Origin of the sequence: Blautia hansenii (assembly GCF_013304445.1) — a bacterium.
Taxonomy (GTDB): Bacteria; Bacillota; Clostridia; order Lachnospirales; family Lachnospiraceae; genus Blautia.
In genome coordinates, this window is sequence record NZ_JAAITA010000009.1 from 55,866 (window position 1) to 73,201 (window position 17,336).

Consider the following 17,336-nt stretch of genomic DNA (forward strand, 5'->3'; position numbering starts at 1 on the left):
AAATAAATAAAGCAGGGATGTGATGGAACCAGCATATCAGAAAAAGTTAAGCTGTTTGTTTTCTGTCACATCCCTGTCTGCATGAAAAAGATATCAGCGGTTATCCAGTGCAGCTTTCAACTGTTCCATTGCCTGTTTCAGCACACTTCTTGGACAGCCGATATTCAGCCGCATATGCCCCTCGCCGTTTATGCCGAAAATTTCGCCGCTGTTCAGCCAGATTTTGGCTTTGTTCAGAAGGAAATCGTTCAGTTCTTCCTGTGTCATGCCAAGCGCGGAGAAATCCAACCAGGCCAGGTAAGTGCCGTCCAGAGGCATCATGGCAATCTGGGGAAGGTTGACGGCAAGAAAGTTCTGTACATAGTCCGCGTTTTCCTTTATGTAAACTAAAAGCTGCTCCAGCCAGTCTGCGCCGTAAGCATAGGCTGCCTTGCAGGCTTCCATGGACACCAGATTGATGATGTCCAGTCCGGCGCTGTCCATTTCTTCCTGGAAAGCTGTCCGCAAGCCTGAATTGGGAATAAAGATATTGGACAATCCCAGTCCGGCAATGTTGAAGGTCTTGCTGGGAGCTGTGCAGACAATACAATTTTCCTGCATTTCTTTATTTAAAGGCGCAAATTCTGTATGTTCGTGTCCCGGAAATACAAAATCATGGTGAATTTCATCTGCCACAACTTTTACCTTGTATTTCAGACAAAGAGCAATGAGACGCTCCAGTTCGTCCTTTGTCCAGACGCGTCCGCCTGGATTGTGTGGAGTGCAGAGAATCAACAGCTTCACCTGTTCTTTTGCAAACTGTTCTTCGATTTTGTCAAAATCCATATAAAAACGGTGGTCTTCCCCCAGTGCCAGCGGATTTTCGACCAGTTTTCGTCCGTTGCGGACTACCGCATTTTTGAAAGGGTGGTAAACCGGCTGCATAATCATAACAGAATCCTCTGGCTTGGTCAGAGCTTTGATAGCAATGGAAATAGCGCAGACAACTCCGGGTGTGCACACGAGCCATTCTTTTTTTGGCGTCCAGTGGTGCCTTTTCGTCATCCAGTCTATTACGGCATGGTAGTAGTCCTCCTTTGGACTGGAATATCCGAAAATACCGAAAGCCCCGGCCTTTTCCACTGCCTGGCAAACTTCATCGGGAGAGCGGAAATCCATATCTGCTACCCAAAGAGGCAGAACATCCTGAGGAACATGGTATTTTTCTTTGAAAGCGTGCTTGATTGATGTAGTATTCGTACGGTCAATACAAGTGTCAAAATTGTACGTTGTCATAAGTATAAAAACCCCTTTCTGTCAGTAAAATAAAAGCACACTTATTATAGCACGGAAAGGCAGATTTCCAATAGTCTGTTTTCTGAATTCCCGGAATTTTAAAAGATTCTTTCTTGCGGCAGACCGGGCAAGCGGGTATAATAGAAAGCAAAGAAATACCATGAGCAACAGGGGGATAAGAAGTGAAAGAAGCAATTAAAGAATTTGAAAAAACAAAAGATTTTTTAATCTGTGTGGATTCTGACGGCTGTGTGCTGGATACCATGGACGTGAAGCACATGCGCTGCCTGGGGCCATGTCTGGTACATGTATGGAATCTGGAGGAGTACAGAGATGAAATTATCCGGTTGTGGAGAAAGGTGAATCTGTTTAGCCCGGCAAGGGGGCTGAATCGTTTCCGGGGATTGGCCAAGGTGCTTGCAGAGATTCATGAAAACTATGTCCGGGTGGAAGGGCTTTCGGAATATATTTACTGGGTGCAGACGACCAGAGAACATTCTGACGAGAGTCTGGAAGAGGCTTTTGAGCGTACGGGAAGCAGTTGCATCAGAAAAGCTATGGAGTGGTCGAATCTTGTTAATCAGTCCATGGCCATGATTTCCGATAAAAAGAAACAGCCTTTTGACGGTGCGAGGGAAGCACTGGAATCCATCAGAAGTTATGTGGACGTAGTGGTCGTGACGGCTGCCAATGGGGCAGAAATCCGAAAAGAATGGGAGGCTCAGTCGCTGATTCAGTATACAGACTTATTGGTATCCCAGGAAACCGGAAGAAAAGCAGAGTGTTTAAAGAAACTGGTGCAGAAAGGATATGAGCCGGGACATGTGCTGATGATAGGCGACTCACCGGCAGATTTGAAGGCTGCAAAAGAAGCCGGAGCGCTTTTTTATCCTGTGCTGGTGTATCAGGAGAGAGAATCCTGGGAAGCATTTCCGGAAATATTGAAGCAATTTCTGAAGGGAACCTACAGCAGTGAGGAAGAAGCCAGACAAATTCAAGAATTTCAGAAAAATCTTGGTGTGCAATAAAGGAATACGGAGGAAAATCGAAGAGGAGGCTGCCTGCCATTTCATGGAGCAGTCTCCTCTTTGGCTTTAGAGATACAGGTCTTTTTTGTTAAATGCAAGAATCCCAAGAGTGTAAAGCAGTACAGCTCCTGCCAATAGTATTACGACTCCAAGGACGGCGCTGCTTTTTCCTGCGATTAAGCCGTCAGCATTGAATAAAGTAAAGAAGGTGAAATATTTGGCTTTTTCTGCGGTCCCTCCTACATTGGCAAGCATTTGCAGCACATACATCAATGCGGGGACACCAGCCCCTAAAGCAAGGCTGTATTTGGTGTCGGAAAAAAGGCAGGAGGCAAGAAAACAAATACTGCCAATAAATAAATGCAGACAGAGCAGCCCGCCATTGAGCGCGAGGAGTTTGGGAATGTCCAGTTCTCACGGAAAGCCCTTTGCAGCACAAGTCAGTTCCAGAATGGTACTGTAGAAAATAAGAAGTACAATACCGCTTATGAGTACGGACATTTGTGTAAAGGCAATGGTGCACCGCTTTACCGGTGCCGCAATCAGGGACAGCATAGAGCCTTTGTCAACATATCTGGCAATTAAGGCGTTTCCCCGCAGTATGCTGAACACCATTGGGAAAATCAGCAGAATAAAGCCATAGAGATAAGACACCATAAAACCCAGCAGATTTGAAGCGTGGGCTTTCATGCCTACAGAGGCCATCAAATCCGGCATGACTTCCGCAAAATTATCTAGGGTTTTCATCATTTCAGGGTCATACATGCTGATGATAATGGAAATATACAGAGTCATCACTGCGCCAAAAATCAGAAGCAGCCGGATACTTCCTTTCATTTCCCGTCTATATAAGGTCAGATTCATCATTTTTCTCATCTCCATAGTAATTCATAAAAATTTCTTCCAGACTTTGTCTGGGCTTTACGGTAACTTGCCGTCCGTTTTGCATACCGCTAAAATCCCCGGCAAAGGCCTGGGCTGCGGCTTCGCTTTCCAGTGTTACAGTATAGGTGCAGATATGTCGCTCCCGCAGCGCGGAAGCAGAATCCACGGCAACCATTTTTCCCTTCCGGATAATACCGATACGGTCACATGTCCGCTCTACTTCTTCAAATATATGGCTGGACATTAAAATGGTTTTGCCCGCACCGTTGGGCCCCAGAAAACCAAAGACTTCACCCTGCTTTACATGAAAAGATATGTCGAAGATTCCCTTTCCCTCTCCGTAATCGCGGCCGAGGTGTTCAATGCTTATTGTATTCATAAAAACGTCTCCCTTTGTGCAGATGGCGCCTGCTATGTGTATACCATAAATATACCTGTTTGCCCGAAAATATCAAGTGTATCTTTATAGTTATCAGAGATTTCCATATTGGAAATTGCAATGTGTTATATTATTTCGCTAAACACGCATTGCGTATGTGCGAGAAGTGTGTTATACTTAGAAAAACGCAATGCGAGGAGATGAACTATGGATACAGCAAAAACCATCAGGAGTTTAAGAGAACAAACAGGAATGAATCGCAGGGAGTTTTCGGAGTATACGGGGATTCCGGTGAGAACGTTAGAAGACTGGGAGGCGGCCAGACGGACTCCGCCAGAATATATTCCCAGATTATTGGCGTATCAGTTGAAGTATGATGAGCTTGTAAAAGGGAGGGAGCATGGAGATGGCGAAGACGAACACCGTTAAAGAGATGATTCATGCAAATGGGATTGACATTAATATTTATACACTTGATTTTGAAAATGATTATATATCATTGACGGATATAGCGAGGAAAAGAGAAGGCGAATATCCGGGATATGTGATTCAAAATTGGCTCAGAGGAAAAAATACAGTTGCTTTTTTGGGTTTATGGGAAAAGTTGCACAATCCTAAGTTTAATTGCCTCGAATTCGAGGCGATTAAAAATGAGGCGGGTTCTAATGGATTTGTTCTTACACCAAAAAGGTGGATAGGAACTACAAATGCAGTAGGAATTGTAAGTAAGGCGGGAAGATATGCTGCAACGTATGCTCACAGAGATATTGCGTTTGAATTTGCTTCATGGATATCACCGGAGTTTAAACTTTATATTATTGAAGAGTACCAAAGATTAAAGAATGCTGAAAACAACCGTCTCTCATTAAACTGGAATCTCAACAGAGAACTTGCAAAACTGAATTACAAAGTTCATACAGAGGCTATTAGGGAAAATTTATTGCTCTCAGGCTGACCCCGGCTCAGATATCTTATACCTATGCCAGTGAAGCTGACCTGCTGAATGTCATCTTATTTGGTAAGACGGCAAAGCAATGGAGAGAAGAGCATCCCAAAGATAAGACCAATATTCGGGATAAAGCAACTATACACCAGTTATTAATTTTAACTAATACCGAAAGTTATAATGCCATTTTGATTCAGCAGGGAAAATCCCAGGCAGAACGCATGCCTCTGCTTCGTGAACTGACCATACAGCAGATGACAGTGCTGGGGAATTTGAAACTGCCCCAGCTTCCGGAAGTGGAATAGAAACAAGGGTGATATGAGGTGAATTTTTTGCATATTTCCCGAATATTTCCACATAATAACTCCAAAGATTAGATTTACCAGAATAGGAATCTTTATAAAATGTGGAATTGGAGGACAGGAATGTGAAGGCAACGGGAATTGTAAGGCGCATAGATGATTTGGGAAGAGTGGTGATTCCCAAGGAAATCAGGAGAACACTGAGAATCCGGGAAAGCGACCCGTTAGAGATTTTTACTGACAGAGAGGGAGAAATTATTCTGAAAAAATATTCTCCTATTGGTGAATTGGGAACTTTTGCAAAAGAGTATGCAGAAGCGCTGGCTCAGGCGGCAGGTTGTATGGCCTGCATTACAGACCGGGACCAGGTAATTGCGGCGGCTGGCAGCGGCGCCAGAGAATTTGCAGAGAAAAGGGTGCACAGGGAACTGGAGGAAGTCATTGCAGACCGGAAAAATTTGTGTGTTACGGAGAAAGATTTTGTGAAAATTGTAGAAGATGACAGAGGAGAATACGGCGCCCAAGTTATTTATACCATTACCTGTGCCGGAGATGCCGTAGGGGCGGTGTTGATACTGGAAAAAGCAGGGGGACGGAAATTTTCGGAGACGGAAGAAAAACTGGCGCAGGCAGCAGCGGGATTTCTGGGGAGACAGATGGAGCAGTAAAGAAACAGCAGACTTTTGGGAAGCCCCGTAAGTCTGCTGCTTCTTTTTAAGATTCAATGGATGCCTGTCCCATTTCCTCTAAAAGTTCGGATTTGATTTTATAGAGTTTGTCTGACAAATCAACGAAAACTTCCTGAGGATTGGTGAAACGTCTTGTTTCGTCCCAGAGAGTGTTCAGCTCTTTCTGACAGATATCTTTGATTTCCATAACAGACGGGGATGTGTAGACACATTCTCCTTTCTTGAATACGGGAACCAGAAGTTCTCTTAATATATAAGAGCCGCCGGTGAGTTTTGTCTTTTTCCAGGTGGCCATAGGGTCAAATAGAATCATATCTTCATCCGGATTGAAAATCTCATCTTCCAGACAGATTAAATCTGCACGGATTTTTCCTGTGGTTTTGTCATAGATACGCATGATAGTCTTATTTCCAGGATTGGTCACTTTTTCTACGTTTTCAGACAGCTTGATTTTGGGAACAAAATCTGCATCCTCTTTATTTTTAATAGCTGCCAGTTTGTACACACCACCGAATGCAGGGTTGTCGTTACAGGTAATCAGATTAGTGCCTACACCCCAGGAGTTGATTTTTGCACCCTGGGCTTTCAGACTTTCAATGAGATATTCGTCCAAATCACTGGAAGCGGAAATAATGGCGTCACCAAAACCGGCTTCAGAAAGCATTTTATAAGCCTGTTTGGAAAGATAAGCCAAATCACCACTGTCAATGCGGATTCCATATCCCTTCATGGGAAGGCCGGCTTCTTTCATTTCTTTAAATACGCGGATGGCATTTGGCACACCGGAATTCAGAACATCGTAAGTATCCACCAGCAAAATACAGGCATTGGGATATAATTTGGCATAGGCTTTAAATGCGGTGTATTCATCAGAGAAACTCATAATCCAACTGTGCGCATGAGTTCCCTTTACAGGTACATGGAACATCTGTCCGGTCAGTACGTTGGAGGTTCCCACACAGCCGCCGATAACTGCTGCTCTGGCTCCGTACAGTCCTGCATCTGGTCCCTGGGCTCTGCGCAGACCAAATTCCATTACACCGTCACCCTTTGCAGCATATACAACACGGGAAGCCTTGGTGGCAATTAAACTCTGATGGTTCAACAGATTCAGGATAGCTGTTTCTATCAGCTGTGCTTCCATAACGGGGGCAACGACTTTTAAGAGAGGCTCTCTTGGGAAGACCACCGTTCCTTCAGGAATGGCATAAATGTCTCCGGTAAAATGAAAACCTCTTAAATATTCCAAAAAATCGGAATCAAAGATGTTCAGTCCTTTCAAATAGTCAATATCATCAGGGGAAAAGTGTAGGTCGCGGATATATTCAATAATCTGTTCCAATCCTGCAGCAATGGCATATCCGCCGCCGCAGGGATTCTTTCTGTAAAAGGCGTCGAACACCACAATCTGGTCTGTGGGATTTTTGAAATATCCCTGCATCATGGTAAGTTCATATAAATCAGTCAATAGTGTTAAATTTAAGGCTCTCATAGACAGCACTCCTTTGTAATAGAAATATCGGCTTGGATTGCACGTTGTGCAACCATTATACCACGTTTCCCGGCAAATACAAAAAGTTTTCTATCGGATTTGGGAAGAATCGGGGAGCATATCGTGGTATTCTTCCAAAGTCAGCCCGGTGAGGGAAAGATAAAGAGAAAGCGTCTTCCCTACAAAGCGTATGTGCCAGGGTTCCCAGGGATATCCTGTAATGTGTTCTTTCCGCCGGGGATAACGGAGAATGAAACCGTATAAAGGTGCGTTGGATTTTAACCATTTTCCTTCTTTTGTGGCAGCAAAAGATTCTTCCAGTTCAAAATTCAAAGAAGCGCAGGAGATGTCCAGGGCCAGTCCGGTCTGGTGTTCGCTGGTGCCGGGAGGCGCTACAGCAGTACTGCCTCTTTGCAGGGCATTCCGGTATAAGGCTTCCTGTCGTCTATAAGAGCGGTAACCGGAAATGCCCATGAGCGTAACGTTTTCAGCGGCAGCCCGATGGAAAAGCTTTGCAGCGGATTTTGCAGCAGCTTTTTCCATGAGGGTTTTCTCATGGTGTGCAGGATCATGAAAAGGGATGCGGGCTTCTGTAAGATACGGCGGGACATACGAGGAGGAGAGCGTATGGGATTTATTTACAAGTAATGTATAAGATATTCGGAACACCTGCCTTTCATAATGGCTATATTTTATGCAGGAGAAAAGGAAAATAGAACTGGAAAAAGAGGGTATATAAAAAAATAAAAAAAATTTGAAAAAAAGGCTTGCATTTTAAAAAAGAATCGTATATAATACATTTTGTTGTGAGGCACAACACAAGACAATGGGCTATCGCCAAACGGTAAGGCAACGGACTCTGACTCCGTCATTTCAAGGTTCGAATCCTTGTAGCCCAGCTTTGAATATCTCAGACAAAATGTCTGGGATATTTTTTGTTATATGGAAAACTGCTTAGAGATACCCGGTATAGCAAAGCAGAGATGCAGGAAAACAGTTTTTGTATCAAGGGAGATTGGAAAAATGAAATATTCTTTTGACAGCAGAGTCCGGTATAGTGAAATCGGAGAAGACAGACATCTGACTTTAAATGGTATGATTAATTATTTTCAGGACTGCAGTACTTTTCAGTCAGAAGCGGCAGGGGTAGGCATGGACTTTTTGGGAGCTAAAAGCCAGGCCTGGGTACTTTCTGCCTGGCAGATTGTGGTTGAACGTTATCCTGTACTGTGCGAAAATATAAAGGTATCCACCTGGGCTTATAATTTCCGGCATTTTTTGGGAAGCAGGAATTTTACCATGGAAGATACAGAAGGGAATCTGATTGCCTGTGCCAATACATATTGGACCCTTCTTAATATGCAGACAGGCCGTCCGGTTTCCATAGACGAAAAACAGCTGCAGGCATACGGATTGGAAGAAAAGCTGGATATGGACTATGCGCCGAGAAAGATAAAAAAGCCTATAAACGGTAAAGAATACCCGTCTTTTGCTGTAAGGCCTCATCATCTGGATACCAATCATCATGTGAATAACGGACAGTATGTGCTTATGGCACAGGAATACCTTCCGGCAGATTTTGCGGTGAAACAAATGCGGGCGGAATATAAAAACCAGGCAAAGCTGGGAGATATCATTGTACCCAGTGTGCATGAGGAAAATGGTGTTTATACGGTGGTTCTGGACAATACTGCAGGGGAGGCCTATGCAGTGGTTGAGTTAAAATAGAGGAGATTGAGATGATAGAATTAGGAAAAAAGCAGGAACTGATAGTTGTGAAAATTGTGGATTTTGGTGTGTATCTGGGGGAAAGGGAGCAGGCAGAGGATAAAGATACGGTGCTTCTTCCTAAAAAACAAGTGCCCGAAGGCACCAGGAAAGGAGAGAAGATTTCTGTATTTATATACAGGGATTCTTCTGACCGTCTGATTGCTACTGTAAGAGAGCCGAAAATTCTGTTGGGACAGATTGGAGTCTTAAAAGTGGCGCAGACCAGCCGTATCGGTGCATTTCTGGACTGGGGACTGGAAAAGGACCTGTTTCTTCCATATAAAGAGCAGACCAAGAAGCTGCACGAGGGAGAAGAGGTGCTTGTGGCCCTTTACATTGATAAGAGCAGTCGTCTGTGCGCTACGATGAAAGTCTACCATTATCTGCAGACGGATTCGCCTTATGCACAGGGAGATACGGTGACTGGTGTGGTATATGAAATCAGTGATAATTTCGGTGTGTTTGTGGCAGTGGACTATAAATATTCCGCATTGATTCCAAAGCAGGAAGCGCAGGGGAATTATAAGGTAGGAGACGAGCTGACCTGTAGAGTCACCGCAGTAAGAGAAGACGGAAAGCTGACACTGAGTGCAAAGCAAAAAGCATATATCCAGCTTCATGAAGATGCAGAAAGTGTGTATGAAATCATTCAGGAGTTTGAAGGAGAACTGCCTTTTGATGATAAGGCGTCACCGGAAGTCATTCAAAGGGAGTTCGGGCTCAGTAAAAATGCATTTAAAAGGGCCGTGGGACATCTTCTGAAAGAGAAAAAAATAGAAATAAAAAACGGAAAAATTTATGCCCTGTAAGGCTTTTCCAAAAGGAAAGAATATGCTATACTGAGAGCGTATTTGAAAATTGCTCATTTTATGTCCAGAAGGAGGAAAATAAGTGGACTCGATAGATTATTATGACCGGTACGCAGTACCTTATTATGAAGAAACCGTGGATTTTGGCATGGAGGAGCAGATTGCCCGTTTTGTTGAGTTTTTGCCGGAAAGTGCCGATGTCCTTGATTTAGGCTGCGGGTCAGGAAGAGATACAGTAAGTCTGGAGGAAGAAGGCTGTGTTGTAACTGCTATGGATGGATCAGAAAAAATGTGTGAACTGGCCAGCATCCATACAGGAAAGGAAGTTCTTCATCTGAGAGTGGAGGATATGGAATTTGATGATGTGTTTGATGGAATCTGGGCATGTGCCATTTTGGGACATTTTTCGCCGCAGGAAGTAAAGTCTGCCATGGAAAAGATTCTCAAAGCACTGAAAGAAGATGGAATTCTGTATTTTTCTGTCCGCAAGGGTGATAGAAACGGCAGATACAACGGAAGGTATTTCTATGATTATGACAGAGAGGCACTCAATGACCTTTTGGATTCTTTTTCTAATATAAAAGTTTTGGATATTTGGAAGACAAGCGATGTAAGGGCAGACAAGAGTAATCGTTGGTTTAATGTTCTTCTTCGCAAGGAAAAGCAGGATTAATCAAAGGAGAGATACAGTGGAATTTGCTCATTTGCATGTACATACGGAATACAGTCTTCTGGACGGTTCCAATAAGATAAATGAATATGTAGCCAGAGTGAAGGAACTGGGAATGAACAGTGCGGCCATAACAGACCATGGAGTCATGTTTGGCTGCATTGATTTTTATAAGGCAGCAAAAGCCGCAGGGATTAAGCCCATTCTGGGCTGCGAGGTGTATGTTGCTCCGGGTTCCCGCTTTGACAGAGAGGCAGGTCATTCGGAAGACCGCTATTATCATCTGGTGCTTCTGGCGGAGAACAACCAGGGTTATCAAAATTTGATGAAAATAGTGTCAAAGGCATTTATAGATGGATTTTATTATAAGCCCAGGGTAGATATAGAACTTCTGGAGGAATACCATGAAGGAATTATTGCATTAAGTGCATGTCTTGCAGGAGAAGTTGCAAAAAATCTCGCCAGAGGATTATATGAGGAAGCGAAAAAGGCGGCGCTTCGGTATCAGGATATTTTTGGAAAGGGGAACTTCTTTCTGGAAATGCAGGACCATGGGATTCCCCAGCAGCAGACGGTGAATCAGCAGCTTTTGCGTATGCATCAGGAGACGGGGATTGATTTAGTTGTAACGAATGATGTGCACTACACCTACGATACAGACGTGGAGGCCCATGACATTCTGCTCTGTGTGCAGACGGGAAAACGACTGCAGGACGAGGATCGTATGCGATATGAGGGGGGTCAGTATTATGTGAAATCTCCGGAAGAGATGGCAAAGCTGTTTCCCTATATTCCGGAAGCGCTGGAAAATACCCAGAAAATTGCAGACCGGTGTCAGGTGGAAATTGAATTTGGGGTGACGAAACTGCCGAAATTTGATGTGCCTGAATCTTATACTTCCTGGGAATACCTGAATAAGCTGTGCTTTGAGGGACTGGAAGAGAGATATGATGGGGATTTGGAACCTTTAAAAGAACGTTTGAATTATGAACTGGGCGTTATTCAGAAAATGGGGTATGTGGACTATTTTCTGATCGTGTGGGATTTTATTAAGTTTGCCAGGGACCATGACATTATGGTAGGACCGGGGCGTGGTTCTGCTGCGGGAAGTCTGGTTTCCTATACTCTGGGTATCACCAAACTGGATCCGATTAAGTATGATTTGCTCTTTGAACGATTCCTGAATCCGGAGCGAGTATCCATGCCGGATATAGATGTGGATTTTTGTTTTGAAAGACGGCAGGAAGTTATTGATTATGTGGTGCAAAAGTACGGAAAAGACCGGGTGGTGCAGATTGTAACCTTCGGTACCATGGCGGCCAGAGGTGTTATCCGGGATGTGGGACGCGTTATGGATTTGCCTTACAACCAGTGTGATTCCATTGCGAAAATGATACCAAAGGAACTGAATATCACCATTGACCTTGCGCTGAAAATGAATCCGGAATTAAAAGAACTGTATGATACGGATGATACGGTGCGGAAGCTTATCGATATGAGCAGGCGTCTGGAAGGACTGCCCAGACACACCTCTATGCATGCTGCAGGCGTGGTTATCAGCCAGAAGTCTGTGGATGAGTATGTGCCTCTTTCCAGAGCCTCCGACGGTTCCCTGGTTACACAGTTTACCATGACAACGTTGGAAGAACTGGGACTTCTGAAAATGGATTTCCTGGGCCTTCGGACTCTGACTGTTATCCAGAATGCGGTGAAACTGGCAGAGAAAAACAAGGGAATCAGACTGGATATTGACCATATAGACTATGACGATAAAAAAGTATTCGCCATGTTGGGCGCCGGAAAGACGGATGGTGTGTTCCAGGTGGAAAGCAGCGGCATGACAAACTTCATGAAGGAACTAAAGCCGCAGAATCTGGAAGATATTATTGCGGGGATTGCTCTGTACCGTCCGGGTCCCATGGATTTTATTCCTCAGTATATCAAAGGAAAGAACAATGCGGAAAGTATCACCTATGACTGTCCGGAACTGGAACCGATTTTAAAGGCTACCTATGGCTGTATTGTGTACCAGGAACAGGTTATGCAGATTGTGCAGTCTCTGGGGGGCTATACTTTGGGACGAAGCGACCTTTTGCGCCGTGCTATGAGCAAGAAGAAAGCTGCAGTTATGGAAAAAGAACGGCAGAGCTTTGTGTACGGAAACGAGGAAGAAGGAGTTCCGGGTTGTATCAAAAAGGGAATTTCCGAGGAAATCGGAAACAAAATTTATGATGAAATGATTGATTTTGCCAAATATGCCTTTAACAAATCCCACGCAGCAGCCTACGCAGTGGTTTCTTACCAGACGGCATACCTGAAATATTACTTTCCGGTGGAATTTATGGCGGCAATTATGACTTCCGTGATTGATAACCCTTCTAAAGTGGCAGAATATATATTATCCAGCCGGAAAATGGAGATTGACATTCTGCCTCCGGACATCAATAAAGGAGTCAGCGAATTTTCCGTAGATAACGGTGGAATCCGCTATGGGCTGTCTGCCATTAAAGGAGTAGGCCGTCAGGTGATTGAGTCTATTGTAGAAGAGCGCAGGGAGAGAGGGGTTTTTAAAAACCTGCGGGATTTCATCGAACGGATGGCGGGAAAGGAAGTCAACAAAAAGGTAATTGAAAACTTTATTAAGGCGGGAGCTTTTGATGAACTTCCGGGAAACAGACGGCAGAAGATGATGGTTTATGTGCAGATTCTGGATGCTGTGGTACAGGAAAAGAAAAATGTTATGGCGGGGCAGATGAGTCTGTTCGACCTGGTTTCTGAAGAGGAGAAAGTTGCCTATGAGATACGCATGCCGGATGTGGAGGAATATCCCAAGGAGGCAAAGCTGGCTTTTGAAAAAGAAGTCCTGGGCATCTATGTAAGCGGACATCCTCTGGAAGAATATGAGGAAAAATGGAGAAAGAATATCTCTGCGGTAACTGCAGATTTTCAGCCGGATGAAGAGACAGGGACCCCCAGGGTGACAGACGGGGCAAAAGCCATTGTGGGCGGAATGATTATAGCCAAGACCATTAAATATACAAAGACAAACAAAGTTATGGCATTCCTTACCTTGGAAGACCTGGTGGGAACCGTGGAAGTAGTGGTATTTCCACGGGATTATGAGAAGAATGTGCAGTTTATGAATGTAGATGACAAGGTGTTTATTCAAGGCCGGGTGTCTGCAGAAGACGATAAGGCAAGCAAACTTATCTGTGAAAAAATTTTTTCCTTTGAGGAAGTACCGAGAGAATTGTGGCTGCAGTTTGCCAGCAAGGAGGAATTTCTTGCAAAAGAGCAGGAGATTTACAGACTGCTTCGTGATTCAGACGGTCAGGATCAGGTGGTGGTGTATATCAAATCACCGAAAGCCGTGAAACGTCTGGGGGCCTCTAAGACGGTAAAAATCAACGAAGAACTGTTGGACAGACTGTATGAAAAATACGGGAAAGACAATGTAAAAGTTGTAGAAAAGAGTATTGAAAAACTGGGAAAAATGAATTAAAATAAGATTCGATTGAACGAATAAACGAAAATAAGAAAACTGCCAGCGAGATGGAGGAGAAAGATGACTGCGAATAAAGAAATAAAGACAATAGGTGTTTTAACAAGTGGTGGAGATGCGCCGGGAATGAATGCGGCAATCCGTGCGGTTGTCAGAAGAGGTTTGAGCCGCGGCATCAATATGAAAGGAATTTTAAAAGGATACAGCGGTCTCATTAACGAAGAAATTATTGATATGACGGCTGTGGATGTTTCCGATACCATTCAGAGGGGCGGTACCGTTCTCTATACAGCCCGCTGTGCAGAAATGCGTACAGAAGAAGGTCAGAAAAGAGCAGCAGAGGTTTGCAGAAAGCACGGGATTGACGGACTTGTTGTTATCGGCGGTGACGGTTCCTTTGCAGGTGCTCAGAAACTGGCAAATCTGGGAATTAATGCCGTAGGTGTGCCGGGAACCATTGACCTGGATATTGCCTGTACAGAATATACAATCGGATTTGATACAGCTGTAAATACAGCAATGGAAGCTATTGACAAGGTTCGTGATACTTCCACTTCTCATGAGCGTGTAAGTATTATCGAAGTTATGGGAAGAAATGCCGGATACCTGGCCTTGTGGTGCGGTATTGCCAATGGTGCAGAGGATATCCTGCTTCCTGAAAAATACGATTATGATGAGCAGAGAATCATCAACAATATTATTGATAACCGTAAAAAAGGTAAAAAACATCATATTATTATCAATGCAGAAGGTATTGGACATTCTCAGGCCATGGCAAAGCGTATTGAGGCTGCAACCGGTATTGAGACAAGAGCAACCATTCTGGGACATATGCAGCGCGGTGGAACTCCTACCTGCAAAGACCGTGTATATGCATCTATCATGGGAGCAAAGGCTGTGGACATCCTTCTGGAAGGCAAGACAAAGAGAGTTATCTGCTATAGAGACGGAGAGTACATTGATATGGACATTAATGAAGCTCTGGCAATGAAGAAATCTATTTCCGAGTACCAGTATGAGGTGAGTTATTCTCTGTCCCACAACTACAGCAAAAATAATCAGTAAATATAAAAAGGAAAAGGGCGTGCAGATGTGCGCCCTTTTTCTTTCAGGAGAGGAAGAGTATATGATTACAAGCAGTTCCAATGCACAGATAAAAAAGGTGCAGCAGATATTAAAGAAGGCAAAAACCAGACGGGAAGAAGGACTTTTTGCCGTAGAAGGTGTGAAGATGTTTCGGGAAGCGCCGGCAGAGCGGATTGAGAAAGTGTATGTATCAGAATCCTTTTCGGCAAAAGAAGAATGTGGGGAAGTGCTGGCCGAAAAGGGTCTGGACGGCCCCGGAGGACAGAAGGTAGAAATTGTGGAAGACAGAGTATTTAAGAGCTTGTCTGACACTGTCACACCCCAGGGAGTCTTATGTCTGATCCGTATGCAGAACCGGAGGCTGGAAGGACTTCTTAAGACAAAAGGAACTCCTCTTCTCATGATACTGGAGGATTTGCAGGACCCGGGAAATCTGGGGACCATCATTCGTACCGGAGAGGGGGCAGGGGTGACCGGGGTAATTCTCAGCAGGACGTCGGTAGATGTGTATAATCCCAAGGTGATTCGTTCTACTATGGGTTCCATATATCGGATGCCGGTTTTATATGTGGATTCCATTGCAGAAGAGGTACTTCCTCTGTTAAAGGAACGAGAAATCAGAACTTATGCGGCGCATTTAAAAGGCAAACATACCTATGACAGAGAAAACTATGAAAAAGGAACGGCATTTTTTATAGGGAATGAAGGAAATGGACTTACCGATGAACTGACAGCTCAGGCAGATACGCTTATCCGTATTCCCATGGAGGGAAGTGTGGAATCTTTAAATGCTGCCATGGCTTCCGGAATTTTGATGTATGAGGCCAGCAGACAGCGTAGAAACATAAATTGAATATAAAATATAAAAAATAGCGAATATTTTGACATATTCGCTATTTTTTATGCCTCGTCCCACCAAATCCTGTAAAATGTTACAAAAAATACCGGGTTGACAAATAAATGTAACCTTGGTAGAATAAGTTCGTAACAAAACTTAATAAATCTGTAACAAATATGAAACGACAGACTTATCAGGAGGTTATAGTTCAATGAAAGAAAGAACAAAGAAACTTTTGGCATGTGCAGGTACAGTGGGAGTTATGACAATTATGACAACTATTCCGGCCATGGCGGCAACCATAGACTGGAATGATAAAGCGGCGGCAGATGTGAATACATATGCCAATATCCGTAAAAGTGCTGATATAAATTCCGAAAGGGTAGGAATGCTTCCGGCAGGAGCGGTTGTTTCTGTTGTGGGAGAAGAAAATGGATGGATTCAGGTGGAATCAGGGGAGATTTCAGGATATATCCGTGAGGACTTGCTGGTGTCAGGGGAAGAGGCACAGCAGCTTTTTGAATCTGTATACGGAGACAGCGAACTGGTAGGGGCAGAGCCTCTGGCAGCAGCAGAGACGGCAGCGCCTGTCAGTCAGCAGGCGGTATCCGTATCCGATGCAGATCTGGATTTAATGGCAGCCATTATTGAATGTGAGGCTGGGGGAGAGTCTTACGAGGGAAAAATCGGTGTGGGAGCAGTCATTATGAATCGTATCCGCAGCAGCCAGTTCCCCAATACACTGTCCGAGGTTATTTATCAGAGCGGACAGTTTACACCGGCATCCACCGGAAAGCTGGCGTCCGTTTTAAGCCGGGGAGCCAGACAGGACTGCTATGATGCAGCAAGAGATGTGTTTGCAGGCGCCAATACCATCGGAGACCGCCTCTTCTTCCATGCGGGAAGCGGAAATGGTCTTACCATTGGAAATCAGACATTTTACTAAAATTCAGAAAGAGGAGCTGCTGGTTAATACAGCGGCTCCTCTGATTTTTTTCGACGCTCCAGACCGTCTAACATACGGTCATATTCAATGGCAGCCAGTTGGGATACCACAAATTTGCCGTGGTCATTTAAGAGGCGGTATTTGCGGATAAGTTCAAATTCTTCTTCCGTAAGACCGTTTCTGTTTTTTCTGAGTGTTTCGATATTGATAAAATCCTGATACAGATAATTTGCGTCACAGTCCAGTGCAGTGATGATGCGGCTTAGTTTTTCCGGATTCGGATAGGTCCGTTCCAGTTCGTAGCCGCTGATGGTCTGCTTGGATACGCCGATTTTTTCAGCCAGCTGGGTGCTGGACATGCGGAGTTCTGCACGCCTGTCTTTGATTCTTTTGCCAAATCCCATAATATGTCCTGCTTTCTCGTATTTTTTATAAGTATAGTACGAAAAATGTTGTATGTCAACGAAGACTATTGACAAAAAATGGAAATTCATATACTATCTTACTTATTGCGCATTGTATAAAATATACAAAAATGAGTTTTGGGGAGGACAGAAACTTGGAATGTAATTACGAAGAAGAAATTCTTCTTCTTTTAGATAAAGTGAAGTCTGACAGGATATTGGAAATTATTTATCATTTTTTAGCCGGAATAATTTTGCCTGGATAACGAAAAAAAACGTTGTTATTTTCAGAATATTAGGATATAATAAGGTAAC

At 44.0% G+C, this 17,336-nt stretch carries 16 protein-coding genes, 1 tRNA gene and 1 pseudogene; 12 read left to right on the forward strand and 6 right to left on the reverse strand.

Features of this window, described 5'->3' with window-relative positions:
* Window positions 1-93: 93 nt before the first annotated feature.
* Window positions 94-1,275 carry a MalY/PatB family protein gene (locus tag G5A70_RS08570; protein ID WP_173749245.1) on the reverse strand — a complete coding sequence of 394 codons (1,182 nt, stop codon included), beginning with the start codon at window positions 1,273-1,275 and terminating at the stop codon, window positions 94-96.
* Between the two features lie 182 nt (window positions 1,276-1,457).
* On the opposite strand from G5A70_RS08570, the gene G5A70_RS08575 reads away from it, so the two are divergent.
* On the forward strand, window positions 1,458-2,303 hold the full coding sequence (locus G5A70_RS08575) for an HAD family hydrolase (protein ID WP_173749246.1): 846 nt from the start codon (window positions 1,458-1,460) through the stop codon (window positions 2,301-2,303).
* Window positions 2,304-2,717: 414 nt separating this feature from the next.
* Here the strand turns inward: G5A70_RS08575 and G5A70_RS15990 are convergent, their stop codons facing one another.
* On the reverse strand, window positions 2,718-3,170 hold the full coding sequence (locus G5A70_RS15990; RefSeq protein WP_302229413.1) for a hypothetical protein: 453 nt from the start codon (window positions 3,168-3,170) through the stop codon (window positions 2,718-2,720).
* Window positions 3,148-3,567: an ATP-binding cassette domain-containing protein gene (locus G5A70_RS08585; RefSeq protein ID WP_173749247.1), complete on the reverse strand. Its 420-nt coding sequence runs from the start codon at window positions 3,565-3,567 to the stop codon at window positions 3,148-3,150. Before G5A70_RS08585 ends, G5A70_RS15990 begins: the two co-directional genes overlap by 23 nt.
* Before the next feature lie 207 nt (window positions 3,568-3,774).
* Here G5A70_RS08585 and G5A70_RS08590 point away from each other — a divergent pair, with 207 nt between their 5' ends.
* The 3 genes and pseudogenes from G5A70_RS08590 (at window position 3,775) to spoVT (ending at window position 5,483) form a co-directional block, all read left to right on the forward strand.
* Window positions 3,775-3,996, forward strand: a complete 222-nt coding sequence (locus tag G5A70_RS08590) for a helix-turn-helix domain-containing protein (protein WP_173749248.1) — start codon at window positions 3,775-3,777, stop codon at window positions 3,994-3,996.
* Window positions 3,974-4,818 (forward strand): annotated as a pseudogene (locus G5A70_RS16120) (KilA-N domain-containing protein). The gene G5A70_RS08590 and the pseudogene G5A70_RS16120 overlap by 23 nt, the downstream one beginning before the upstream one ends.
* A 122-nt stretch (window positions 4,819-4,940) precedes the next feature.
* Entirely contained in the window at window positions 4,941-5,483 is a 543-nt protein-coding gene (gene spoVT, locus G5A70_RS08600) for a stage V sporulation protein T (RefSeq protein WP_173749249.1), read from the forward strand.
* 46 nt (window positions 5,484-5,529) lie between these two features.
* Here the strand turns inward: spoVT and G5A70_RS08605 are convergent, their stop codons facing one another.
* Window positions 5,530-6,996, reverse strand: a complete 1,467-nt coding sequence (locus tag G5A70_RS08605) for a nicotinate phosphoribosyltransferase (RefSeq protein ID WP_173749250.1) — start codon at window positions 6,994-6,996, stop codon at window positions 5,530-5,532.
* 90 nt (window positions 6,997-7,086) lie between these two features.
* Window positions 7,087-7,539: a M15 family metallopeptidase gene (locus G5A70_RS08610; protein WP_226853573.1), complete on the reverse strand. Its 453-nt coding sequence runs from the start codon at window positions 7,537-7,539 to the stop codon at window positions 7,087-7,089.
* Window positions 7,540-7,823: 284 nt separating this feature from the next.
* On the opposite strand from G5A70_RS08610, the gene G5A70_RS08615 reads away from it, so the two are divergent.
* The 8 genes from G5A70_RS08615 (at window position 7,824) to G5A70_RS08650 (ending at window position 16,617) form a co-directional block, all read left to right on the forward strand.
* Window positions 7,824-7,895: transfer RNA gene (locus G5A70_RS08615), tRNA-Gln, on the forward strand.
* A gap of 124 nt (window positions 7,896-8,019) precedes the next feature.
* Window positions 8,020-8,724 carry an acyl-[acyl-carrier-protein] thioesterase gene (locus G5A70_RS08620; protein WP_173749251.1) on the forward strand — a complete coding sequence of 235 codons (705 nt, stop codon included), beginning with the start codon at window positions 8,020-8,022 and terminating at the stop codon, window positions 8,722-8,724.
* Between the two features lie 11 nt (window positions 8,725-8,735).
* On the forward strand, window positions 8,736-9,575 hold the full coding sequence (locus G5A70_RS08625) for a S1 RNA-binding domain-containing protein (RefSeq protein ID WP_173749252.1): 840 nt from the start codon (window positions 8,736-8,738) through the stop codon (window positions 9,573-9,575).
* A gap of 82 nt (window positions 9,576-9,657) precedes the next feature.
* On the forward strand, window positions 9,658-10,248 hold the full coding sequence (locus G5A70_RS08630; RefSeq protein WP_173749253.1) for a class I SAM-dependent methyltransferase: 591 nt from the start codon (window positions 9,658-9,660) through the stop codon (window positions 10,246-10,248).
* A 16-nt stretch (window positions 10,249-10,264) separates the two neighbouring features.
* The gene (locus G5A70_RS08635; protein WP_173749254.1) at window positions 10,265-13,747 is read left to right on the forward strand and encodes a DNA polymerase III subunit alpha; all 3,483 of its coding nucleotides are present in this window, start codon (window positions 10,265-10,267) and stop codon (window positions 13,745-13,747) included.
* Between the two features lie 63 nt (window positions 13,748-13,810).
* Window positions 13,811-14,812 carry a 6-phosphofructokinase gene (pfkA, locus tag G5A70_RS08640; protein ID WP_173749255.1) on the forward strand — a complete coding sequence of 334 codons (1,002 nt, stop codon included), beginning with the start codon at window positions 13,811-13,813 and terminating at the stop codon, window positions 14,810-14,812.
* Between the two features lie 61 nt (window positions 14,813-14,873).
* Window positions 14,874-15,686 (forward strand): TrmH family RNA methyltransferase, encoded by an 813-nt coding sequence (locus G5A70_RS08645; RefSeq protein ID WP_173749256.1) that lies wholly within the window; start codon window positions 14,874-14,876, stop codon window positions 15,684-15,686.
* Between the two features lie 196 nt (window positions 15,687-15,882).
* Window positions 15,883-16,617 (forward strand): cell wall hydrolase, encoded by a 735-nt coding sequence (locus G5A70_RS08650; protein WP_173749257.1) that lies wholly within the window; start codon window positions 15,883-15,885, stop codon window positions 16,615-16,617.
* A 23-nt stretch (window positions 16,618-16,640) separates the two neighbouring features.
* Here G5A70_RS08650 and G5A70_RS08655 read toward each other — a convergent pair whose 3' ends face one another.
* Complete coding sequence (locus G5A70_RS08655; protein ID WP_173749258.1) at window positions 16,641-17,021, reverse strand: helix-turn-helix domain-containing protein; 381 nt, start codon at window positions 17,019-17,021, stop codon at window positions 16,641-16,643.
* Window positions 17,022-17,336: the final 315 nt, after the last annotated feature.